The 9,356-nt window shown below is 65.5% G+C and carries 17 protein-coding genes and 1 pseudogene; 3 read left to right on the top strand and 15 right to left on the bottom strand.

Translation table 11 applies throughout. The features are described 5' to 3' along the window. Positions 1–39: 39 nt before the first annotated feature. The 3 genes from K318_RS0115115 (at position 40) to K318_RS24435 (ending at position 1,858) form a co-directional block, all read left to right on the top strand. A complete protein-coding gene (locus K318_RS0115115; protein ID WP_029090097.1) occupies positions 40–303 on the top strand; it encodes a hypothetical protein in 264 nt (87 codons plus the stop codon). A 78-nt stretch (positions 304–381) separates the two neighbouring features. Further along, positions 382–678 (top strand): hypothetical protein, encoded by a 297-nt coding sequence (locus K318_RS0115110; RefSeq protein WP_029090096.1) that lies wholly within the window; start codon positions 382–384, stop codon positions 676–678. A gap of 55 nt (positions 679–733) precedes the next feature. After that, positions 734–1,858 (top strand): peptidoglycan recognition protein family protein, encoded by a 1,125-nt coding sequence (locus K318_RS24435; protein WP_169721479.1) that lies wholly within the window; start codon positions 734–736, stop codon positions 1,856–1,858. A gap of 11 nt (positions 1,859–1,869) precedes the next feature. On the opposite strand, the gene K318_RS22330 is transcribed toward K318_RS24435, so the two are convergent. From K318_RS22330 to K318_RS0115025, 15 genes and pseudogenes are all read right to left on the bottom strand, one after another. Then, positions 1,870–2,127: a hypothetical protein gene (locus tag K318_RS22330; protein WP_156914059.1), complete on the bottom strand. Its 258-nt coding sequence runs from the start codon at positions 2,125–2,127 to the stop codon at positions 1,870–1,872. A gap of 25 nt (positions 2,128–2,152) precedes the next feature. Continuing rightward, on the bottom strand, positions 2,153–2,917 hold the full coding sequence (locus tag K318_RS0115090) for a tyrosine-type recombinase/integrase (protein ID WP_169721478.1): 765 nt from the start codon (positions 2,915–2,917) through the stop codon (positions 2,153–2,155). Positions 2,918–3,308: 391 nt separating this feature from the next. Continuing rightward, positions 3,309–3,887, bottom strand: a complete 579-nt coding sequence (locus tag K318_RS0115085) for a hypothetical protein (RefSeq protein WP_029090094.1) — start codon at positions 3,885–3,887, stop codon at positions 3,309–3,311. A gap of 10 nt (positions 3,888–3,897) precedes the next feature. Then, the gene (locus tag K318_RS0115080) at positions 3,898–4,107 is read right to left on the bottom strand and encodes a hypothetical protein (protein WP_029090093.1); all 210 of its coding nucleotides are present in this window, start codon (positions 4,105–4,107) and stop codon (positions 3,898–3,900) included. Continuing rightward, positions 4,104–4,640, bottom strand: a complete 537-nt coding sequence (locus K318_RS0115075; protein WP_029090092.1) for a hypothetical protein — start codon at positions 4,638–4,640, stop codon at positions 4,104–4,106. The genes K318_RS0115080 and K318_RS0115075 overlap by 4 nt, the downstream gene beginning before the upstream one ends. A gap of 13 nt (positions 4,641–4,653) precedes the next feature. After that, positions 4,654–5,784: a metallophosphoesterase gene (locus tag K318_RS22325; protein ID WP_051298074.1), complete on the bottom strand. Its 1,131-nt coding sequence runs from the start codon at positions 5,782–5,784 to the stop codon at positions 4,654–4,656. Next, on the bottom strand, positions 5,781–6,035 hold the full coding sequence (locus tag K318_RS0115065) for a hypothetical protein (protein WP_029090091.1): 255 nt from the start codon (positions 6,033–6,035) through the stop codon (positions 5,781–5,783). Before K318_RS0115065 ends, K318_RS22325 begins: the two co-directional genes overlap by 4 nt. Next, entirely contained in the window at positions 6,032–6,331 is a 300-nt protein-coding gene (locus K318_RS0115060; RefSeq protein ID WP_156914057.1) for a hypothetical protein, read from the bottom strand. The genes K318_RS0115065 and K318_RS0115060 overlap by 4 nt, the downstream gene beginning before the upstream one ends. Next, positions 6,303–6,977 (bottom strand): toprim domain-containing protein, encoded by a 675-nt coding sequence (locus K318_RS24845; protein WP_245579948.1) that lies wholly within the window; start codon positions 6,975–6,977, stop codon positions 6,303–6,305. The genes K318_RS0115060 and K318_RS24845 overlap by 29 nt, the downstream gene beginning before the upstream one ends. A gap of 22 nt (positions 6,978–6,999) precedes the next feature. After that, positions 7,000–7,089: pseudogene (locus K318_RS25915) on the bottom strand (CHC2 zinc finger domain-containing protein); the annotation flags it as partial. Between the two features lie 104 nt (positions 7,090–7,193). After that, positions 7,194–7,445, bottom strand: a complete 252-nt coding sequence (locus K318_RS0115045) for a glutaredoxin family protein (RefSeq protein ID WP_029090089.1) — start codon at positions 7,443–7,445, stop codon at positions 7,194–7,196. Further along, positions 7,446–7,643 carry a hypothetical protein gene (locus tag K318_RS0115040; RefSeq protein WP_029090088.1) on the bottom strand — a complete coding sequence of 66 codons (198 nt, stop codon included), beginning with the start codon at positions 7,641–7,643 and terminating at the stop codon, positions 7,446–7,448. Then, a complete protein-coding gene (locus K318_RS25290) occupies positions 7,640–8,074 on the bottom strand; it encodes a DUF3310 domain-containing protein (RefSeq protein WP_211233345.1) in 435 nt (144 codons plus the stop codon). Before K318_RS25290 ends, K318_RS0115040 begins: the two co-directional genes overlap by 4 nt. Next, entirely contained in the window at positions 8,071–8,514 is a 444-nt protein-coding gene (locus K318_RS0115030) for an endonuclease VII domain-containing protein (protein ID WP_029090086.1), read from the bottom strand. The genes K318_RS25290 and K318_RS0115030 overlap by 4 nt, the downstream gene beginning before the upstream one ends. Further along, a complete protein-coding gene (locus K318_RS0115025; protein WP_029090085.1) occupies positions 8,507–9,241 on the bottom strand; it encodes an AAA family ATPase in 735 nt (244 codons plus the stop codon). The genes K318_RS0115030 and K318_RS0115025 overlap by 8 nt, the downstream gene beginning before the upstream one ends. Positions 9,242–9,356 lie beyond the last annotated feature (115 nt).

Genomic DNA, 9,356 nt, shown 5'->3' with positions numbered 1-9,356 from the left:
CTCGGCACCGGCGGGGTCGGGGCGATCGTCACCGCGATCGTGAATCACCGGCACAATTCCGCGACGGGCGAAACCGAGGCCAGGAAGCAGTTCACCGCCGAGTTTTCCACGGCGCTCGACGCACATAAAGGACTCCTGCAAGAACTCCGCACCGAGGTAAAAGACCTCAAGGTCGAGATCGCGCACCTGCGCCTCGAGCTGCGTGAGTCGGAAGAGTACGTGAACGCGCTCATCGCCGGTATCGCCAACGGCACCGTACCGCCCATTCCTGCTCGTGAAAGAACGCTCGTCGATATGACGTAGCCCCGGCTAATTCCAATCCACTCTAGGCCCCTTGGAGCTTCTCCTGGGGGCCTTTCTCATGCCCAAAAGGAGGCTTCTATGCGAAACACCGCAACCGAGCCCAGCGCCAAGACCGGCTACACGATTCTCGGTGGCGCTGTCGTCACCATCCTCGCCTGGATCCTTGCCACCGTCGCTGGTGTCGAGATCCCCGCCGAGGTCGCAGCCGCAGCAACCACCCTCGTGACCGCGGCCATCGCCCTGCTCGTGCCCGCGAAGTCCGGCAAGTACGTCGGCGAGATCGACGCCGGCTGGGACAACAGCCGCGACGGCTCGATGAGCGACTACGCGATCGACGACGCGGATGTCGACGCGGTCGTCAGGGGTGAGGCCTGATGCGAACGATCGAAGACTCGCTCGCCCCGGCCCCCTTCTCCGAAGGGAGGCTGTGATGGCTCGCCTGACTGGTCTCGCGCTCGTCGCCCGCCGCACCGGATACCCCGTGATCGAGGTCGCCGGCTGGAAGAGCCGCGGCCGCGCGATGAACTCCCCGAAGTCCGTCGTCGTCCACCACACTGCCTCGGGCAAGGGCCGCAACGCCCCGTCTCTGGGTGTGGTGAAGAACGGCCGGCCCGGCCTGCCCGGGCCGCTGTGCCACTATCTGCTTGCTCGTGACGGCACGATCTACGTCGTCGCGAGTGGTCGCGCGAACCATGCGGGCAAGGTCAACGCGACCCGCTACTCGAACAGCAACTCGATCGGCATCGAGGCTGAGAACAACGGCGTCGGCGAGGCCTGGAGCGCGAAGCAGATGGACGCCTACGCCAAGCTCTGCCGCGAGCTCTGCGACCACTACAAGATCCCGATCACCCACGTCCGCGGCCACAAAGAGGTCTGCTCCCCCCGGGGTCGCAAGATCGACCCGACGTTCAACATGGGATCGTTCCGCAACATGGTCAAGGCCCGCAAGGGCACCGGCGCCGGAGGCGGGGGCAGCTCATCCAGCTCGGGACGGTACGAGTCCCCGACCGCGAAGCACACCATCGGCTCGCGGATCATGCGGCTCTACTCGGGCGGCACCGACGTCCGGTGGCTCCAGGAGCAGCTGAAATCCCTCGGCTACGACCTCGGCAAGGGTGGGGTTGACGGGTTCTACGGCCCGACCGTCGAGAAGCACGTCCGCCACTACCAGGAGTCCCGCGGCCTCGGTGTTGACGGGCGCGCGGGCAAGGAGACGATCGGCGCGCTCCAGGCGCGCAAGCCGGCCGTGAAGAAGCCGCCCAAGCCTCGGCCCACAGCTCCGGCATTCCCCCTGAAGAAGGGCTGGTACTTCGGACCGAAGTCCGGCCCGACCCGGTCGGTCTCGGGCTACTACAGCCACCGCGCCGATCTGCGGCGCTGGCAGGAGCGGATGATCCAGCGTGGCTGGAACCTCGGCCCGGGCGGAGCGGACGGCCTCTACGGCCCCGCCACCGCTCGCGTCGCCAAGGCGTTCCAGAAGGAGAAGGGCCTCGGTGTCGACTCGCTCATCGGCAAGGACACCTGGGACGCGGCCTGGACCGAGCCGGTTACCTGAGTCCCGCCCCCTCAGCACCACTCGACGTCGATGCCCGGGCGGTGGTCTATGACGCGGCCGGCGACGACCCGCCACCACTCCAGCGGCTTGTCCTGGTGCGGCCCCGATGGGATGCCCGACTCCCATCGAGGCACCAGCACCGGGCCACCGTGATCCCGGTGGTGGGCGATCAGTCGCTCGACCTCGTCGTGCGTATCGTCAACGAGACCCCGTAGTTTCGCCGCGACCCCTTCGGGGATCTCGCGCTCTCCTTGCTCCCACTTGCGCACCGACCGCTCAGAGACGTCGAGGTACTCACACAGCCACGAGCTCGGGACGCTCAACAGCGCCCGAAGGGCTCGGAACTCGGCTGGACTCATCATGAGTCTCAGGATACTCCGACTGCTTCGACGGTTCGCGGATCCAGGCAGCCAGACCCGGCCCCGGGTTATGCGAGACAGACCCGTGCAGCCGGTCGTAGTAGCTCGTCATCGCCAGCGTGTGATCGGCCGAGCCGGCGATGTGTCGCGGGTCCGCTCCGGACTCCAGGCCGAGGGTGATGTACGTGACCCGGAGCGAGTACGGCGGCACGTAGGCGACGTAGTTGCGCCGGCACCACCGGCGCAGCCAATGGGTCGCCAGCCCCATGCTCGGGATCTCGCCGCGTGCGTTGCGGATGATCGGCCGCACCCCGCTGACGTGCTTGAGCAGCACCTCGGCCGTCTCTTCCGGCAGGAGGATCGACTGCGACCCGCCGTTCTTCCTCCTGCGGAGAGTGACCGTGAGCTGGTCGCCGCGGGGCAGCACGTCCCTGCCGGTGATCTGGAGCGGCTCGGACGGCCGCAGCCCCGAGAGCAGCCACAGCAGCACCAGCAGGCTGATCGGGCGCTCGGGGTCGCCCATCGCCGAGTCAACCCACTCTCGCGCATCTTCGCGGCAGAGGTACGGCCTCATGCTGCGCTGCGGGACCCTCGGCAGGCGCACGTTCCTGGTCGGATCGTGGTCGATGAGCTGATGCAGGTGCATCCACCGGTACAGCGAGAGTATGAGCCCTACGCGCGAGCGGATCGAGCGGGGCATATGCCCTTGATCCTGCATGAAGCCGATGTGCGCGGTGAGATCGTGATGGGTGATCGAGAGCGGATCTATCCCCCGCCCCTCGCACCACTGTTCCCACGCGCGGCGGGCGGTCTCGTAGTTCTCGCGAGTGCGAGGCGCAAGCGGTGCTGCGCACTCGGCAGCAAAGTCTTCGAGCATGTGACTGGTCCTTCCTGACCTCGTCGGCCGGCCTCGTGGCCTTGCCTCGAAGAGAACCGTAGGGCCTAATTTAGGCCCACGTCAAGCCCTCACTGGCGGGGAATGCCTGTAAATACGAAAAAAGCGCCCCCTGGGCGCGCACGGAAAGCTGAACCCCCATGCGGGGAACGGCAATCCAATGCGCGCCCAGGGGGCGCTTTTCGTGTATGTGGAGCTAGGGTCGAAGGGGGTGGTCGGGGCAGACTGTGTATGCCGCCTCAATGAAGAGCCTTGCATTAGGCCCCTGGGAATCGAAAGAATCCTCCACGCGAAATTGAGCGCATGGGCCGTGGGCTGTCTTGAGGAGCGCCTCTTCGGTCATCGCGAAATCGGGGCTCTCTTCAATCACTTCGGTTAGGCCTGAAGAGGAAAAGAACTCCTCGATCAGTCGCACTGCCTTACGGTCCTCAGCCCTCGCGTCAGACGCGAGATATTCGCGCATACTGCTATCGCTAATCTCGGCGCCGCATATCTGCCCCTCCACTGCGTCCCGCGCAAGCCAGGCATCTTCCAGGCTCTCGTATTCCCTGATGTCCGAGACCTCACCATCACTGGAGCAGGTGTACGTGGCGAAGTCCCTGAAGGCAACTGGCTCCGATTCAGGCGTGGGGGTGGGGCTCTTCGTGGCCGTCGGTGACGCCGACGGAGCCTTGTCCTGCTGAATGCCCACGGACTCGGGTGTCGTCGGCTCCATCGCGCACCCCGCCAGCAGCGCGAGCCCCAGCAGGGGTGCCAGAATCTTTACTTTCTTCACGATACTCAGACTACAGCACGTCTCGCACTACCAGTCTCGCGAACTCGCGGTACAGCGCCTCGCGCGTGAGGCCGCCGAGCGAGTCGACGGCGTAGAAGATCGCTACGCCGAGGCCCTCTTTCCCGGACTTCATGTGGCTGTACGCGAGGCCGGCCCCGACGATGCCCCGCCGGATGCGGCGCGCGTGGCGCCGCTTCAGGCCTGTGGTCTTCCTTCTCACGCTTCACCCCACGCGTCTGCGGTGTCGAGAATCTCTGCCTCGAGCCGGCCGTTGAGGGTGTCGCAGATGCGATCGACGGCGCGGTACGCGCTGACCTTCTCGGCGTGGCTCATCCGATCGGCCTCGTCGAGCGCGAACATCCGGAACAGGTTCTCTCGCTGGGCGTGGGTGAGCTTCGCGAACGCCGAGTCGACGTCCGCCTTGCCTTCGACGTCGTGGATGTCGGTGATCTCCGCCCAGCTGTACTCGCGCAGGACCTTGCGCACCGCGTCGGGCGTGTAGTGGAACGCGCCGCTGAAGTGCATGTAGTCCACGCGCTCTGCGCGCAGACGCTTGCGCGCCTCCTGGGAGAGCAGGCTGCGCTTCTTGGCGTCGGTGTAGTCCTGAATGCTCCCGTGCTCAAGCCAGAAGACCCAGAGCTCCTGCTCCAGGTCTTCGAGCGACAAGATGTCGTTGGACGTCCGCGCGCGGCGGGCTGCGTTGTAGATCTCTGTGATGACATCGAAATCGTCGACGTCTGCTTCGGGCTCCATAGGCCCCCTTTCGTTATACGACTGCGATCTTGTCCGGCTGCGTGAGTCCCGGCCGGAGCAGGACGATGCCGGGGTTGCTGACCTGGCCTGACTGGTTCCTCCACCAGTCGGAGCGAGACTCGAGCGCCGGCACCTGGATGAAGAAGCGGTGGCTGTCGCTGTCCACCTCGAAGTGGTGACGGTGGCCGGCGAGTAGGTACTCGGCGTGCGCACCCGTCTGGTACGAGAACGCCTGCTTCCTCCACCACTCGAAGTGCCCGCCGTTCTTCCGCCACTGGTGGCCGTGGGCGAGGAGGAAGGCGTGACCCCCGACTTCTACCTCGAGCGCGAGCTCCGACTCGAGCGGGTAGTGGAACGTCAGATCCTCACCCCTGCCCGCGAGCTCGAACGCCTCGTCCACCGCGCGCACCGAGTCGATGGCGAACGAGTCGGTCGGCGCGGCCGGCACGGGGGAGCGGTACGCCTCGTCGTGATTGCCGGGCACCGTCGCGACGTGCAGCTCGCCGGCAAGGCCCTGCAGCTCGAGCACGGCGTACGTGACGAGGTGGCGCAGCACCCTGAGCTGGTCCGTCAAGCCGAGGTCGGAGTTGCCGACCACGCGGCCTTGCTGACTGACCATGCCCTCGACGCAGTCGCCCAGGAACGCGAGCAAGATGGTCTCGGGCGGATCCGCACGCGCCTCATCAGCGGCCCGGTCGATCGAGCGCTTGAACCTCCGAATGATCCCCTCGGTTCCGTCCCCGTCGGCCTTGCCGATCTGGAGGTCGCCGGCCGCGACCACCAGCACCCCGCTCGAGGCGGTGGTCGTCGTGACGATCGGGACCGAGCGGTGGATCTCCGCGACGAGGTCGTCGATGTCCGCGGCGTGCCGGCGTAGGCGAACCGAGATCTTGTACGACGTCATCCACTCGACGCCGTCCGGCGTCTGGGCCTGCCAGCGGGAGATTCGCGGCGTGCCATCGAGCTCGAACACCTCCGGGTCGAACCCGCACCTCTCGAGGATGTCGTCGAAGTCGGTGATCTCGCCCGGCATCGCGGGGGTCTCGATGACCCCCGTCTCCCCGTCGGTCGACGTCGTGAACGTCGAGGGGAAGCCCTTCGCTTTGTTGCCCGCCGAAAGCAGGGCATCTACGAAGTCGGTCACTGGTCATCACCCGCCCTCTTCGCGAACTGCGCAACGCGGTGCTTCGACCGGTATGCACCGACCTGTTTGTTCGTGACGTCGTAGCCCACCTGCTGCAGCGCGTCTGCGATCTGGCGATTCGGGAACGCGGGGTTCTTCAGCGCGGCAACCACGGCCTCCCGCTCCTCGCCCTCGAGCATGTCGAGGACGACCTCAACGGGGTGCCGGCGCTCCTCTGCGCGCTCCGGGGACAGCAGTTCTGTCAGGCTCAAGCGGCCTCCTTCGATTCGGCCGCGGGGTTGGACTGGATGTGCGTGAACAACTCCTCGGTGTGGACGAAGATCTCGACCTCGGTCCCCTGGACTCCGATGATCCGGGCCTTCGCGTTCCACCGCGGGCCGTCGTAGGGCACGGGCGGGTCGTAGTCGATCAGCTGGGTGACCTCGCACGGGTACGTCGTGCCGTCGAGGACGATCATTGCCAGCTGCCCCACGCGGGGCGTGAATGCCGGCGGGATGAACACTTCCGACTCCGGTGCATCAGGCACCGGCGTAAGCTCTGAGCTCATACTCTCCTTCTTCCTTCATGAACGAGTTCACGTCGTGCCCCTCTGGCATCAGCACGACCCGGGTGTCGACGCCGACCTCGGAGAGGTCTCTGGCGACGGTGTTGGCGAACTTCAGACCGACCCCCTCGGTCTCGTCGCCTTTCGTGTCGTCGTTGTCGCTGAACACGACGACTTCGTCGTAACCCGCAAAGATCCGCGGGTAGTAGTCCTTCCAGGCCTTCACTCCGGGGATCCCGACGCACGGGATGCCGGCCTGGGTCGCGCTCATCGCGTCGATCTCTCCCTCGGAGATGGCGATGGTGCGGACGGACTGGTCGATCGCCCACGTGCCGAACACCCGGGTGGGGTGACCGGGGAGCGTGTAGTACTTGTACGGCTTCTCCGAATCGGGCGGGCGCCTGAACCGGATGTCGACGATGCACCGCGAAGTCAGGTACGGGATCGAGATGAACCCCGAGGCCGCCTCGTGCCCTTCTGCCGCGTCGTCAACGAAGCCGACGAGATACCCTCCGAGTGTTTCCTCGGTGAGCCCGCGCTCCGCGGTGAGATACTCGTAGACTGCTTCGGACTTCTCTCGGTCGCGAAGCGCTTGATGATACCGATGAGCCGTCGAGGCCAAGAACCTCTTCGAGGAATCGGACGGCACCAGCAAAGTCAGCTCCTTCCTGTTCTCTGACGATGGCGATTGCGTCCCCCTTCACGTCGCACGTGAAGCACGAGAAGACCCCTTTGTCGGTGTTCACCGACGCAGAGGCCATTGAGTCGTCGTGGAAGCAGCACTGCACCTTTTGGTTGCCGGGCTGCTCCGTCACCCCCTCCAGCCCGTAGTGCTCGAGGACTGGGAGGATCGGGAACTTCGCCACTACTGGAAGCTCTGCTCGAGCAGGTCGATCCTGAAGCCCGACCAGTGCGCGCCGTCGCCGTCGAGGACGACCGGCGCCTGGGCGTAGCCGAGATGGCCCGTCACGAACCGGTACGCCTCGGCGTCCTCTGTGAGGTCAACCGCGGTGTACCGGACGCCGGCGCGGTCCATCCACCGCTTCGTCGCCACGCACTGCGGGCAGTCGGGCTTGACGTAGACGACGGCTCCCTTCGGGGGCTCGTAGTTGTCCATTCACTCTCTCCTGTTCTTCAGCCCCGATGATCGGCCGATGTTGTACGCGGCGCCGAATGCGATCGCGGTCAGAAACCACGCGAGCGACAGCCCGCCTATGAGAATGGCGGTGCCGGTGATGCCGAACACCGCCAAGACAAAGGCCGCGCACCCGGCGAGGTGCGCGACCAGATTCAGAATGCCGAAGAGCGCTTTCACTCAGCCTCACCCCGGAGTTTCGCGATGCGGCGGTTCAGGTACCACACCGCCTTCTCGAGGTCCTGGATCTCATCGCTCTTCCGGCCGGCCCGGCTGATGTACTTCAGCGCGTTGCCGGTGTGGTAGCCGAGGCCCCAGTCCTCGATCACGCTGATCGGCTCGATGCTCCGGCCGTCCGTGTAGTGAGGCGGATTGGTGACCATGTCGGGAGCGGGGTCCTCGCTGTTGACCGCGATGAATACGCCAAGGCCCTCAAGCTCGTGGTCGCCATAGAGGCACTTCGCCTCCGGCCAGTGCGTACCCGGGGCGTCGTTTTCGACATTCGACCAGAGGCCCGCGAAGGGGCCGTCGCCCTCAATCCGAAAGAGGCCCTCTCCGCCCATCGTGATAACGCAGTCAGCCTCCCTGATCTCTTCGATTGTTGCAATCATGCATCCTCCTTTTCGTGAACGGGAGCGACGCGCTCCCCGATGATTGCCCGCGCCGGCGGGTCTTGCAGATACGCGATGCATCTCTCGAAGAACTCGATGTCATCGCGCGAATGGCCGAGGATGTTGCGGTTGCACGACTTGTCCAACAGGCCGCGTACCAGTCCGCTCTGGTGATCGTGATCTACCGCGAGCTTCCGCACTTTCCCTGTCGCTCGGCGGCAGATGTAGCACCGCCCGCCCTGCGCTTCGTAGATCGCCCAGTACTCCTCGGCGGTGATGCCGTACGTGGCGATGAGCCTCTGCTCCCACGCCCGGTCTTTCCGCTCGGCCCGCACCTGGCGGTGATGCGAGGCGCACCGCGGCCCCGGGTGCGGGGCCGGCCTGGCGGTAGTGATGCCCTCTGCCGCGCAGTCTTTGCAGCGCTTCTTCTGGTTACCCAACGCGCATCCTTCCCAGGTCGACGGGCAGTCCGTAGAACGTGTTGCCCGAGGCGTCTGCGTGGCCGTTGCGGTTCTTGACCACCGAGACGTTGAGTACCGTCCCTGTGCGGTGGAGCGTGAAGATCACCTCGGGGATCTTCGAGACTTTGTTGATGAGTCCGCTCATCGGCACGGGCTTGGGCTCGCCCTCGTAGATCCCAGTCACGTGGTGGAGCGTGATGACCGCGGAGTTCGTCTCTCGAGCGATGTCGTGGAGCATCGTGCACGTCGCGTTGATGCCCTGCCGCTCGTCGTCGAATCCCTGCACGTAGATGTTGCTCAGGTTGTCGAACACCATCAGTTCGGGGTACTCGCCGTAGACCTCGGCGTAGGCGTCGATCTCGTCGTAGACGTCCTGGTCCGACAGCGAGCTCCGGAAGTCAGCGCGCATGTGCGCGGTGTCTCGGATCACGGCTTGCTCGATGCCTTGGTCGGTGCCCTCGAGCATCATCGAGTCGACATCGCTCATCTGGTAGCCGGTGCTGATCGCCGCGGAGCGCTTGAAGAACGTGGACGCATCGGTGTCTGCGCTGAAGTACAGCGCCGACGCGAGCGTCCCCTCTCCGTCGCCGACCTGAGCCATCGTCTGGATCATGGCCGACTTCCCGGTGCCCGGGCCGGCCGCAACCAGCCCGAGCTGTCCTTTGCGGAAGACTGCTCCCGCGTCTACGAGCTGCCTCCACGGCATCGGGATCGGCACGCCAGCAGCCTGATTCTTCCTCTTGGCCTGAACTAGGCTCTGCACTTACCTCCCTCCTGGGGGAACACAAAGGGCGGACCGGAGTCCGCCCTGTTCTTCCCGT

The sequence above is a fragment of the Brevibacterium album DSM 18261 genome, assembly GCF_000426445.1.
GTDB classification, from domain to species: Bacteria; Actinomycetota; Actinomycetes; order Actinomycetales; family Brevibacteriaceae; genus Brevibacterium; species Brevibacterium album.
The sequence above is the reverse complement of the archived record's forward strand: the minus strand, read 5'-3'. Positions and strand labels throughout refer to the sequence as shown.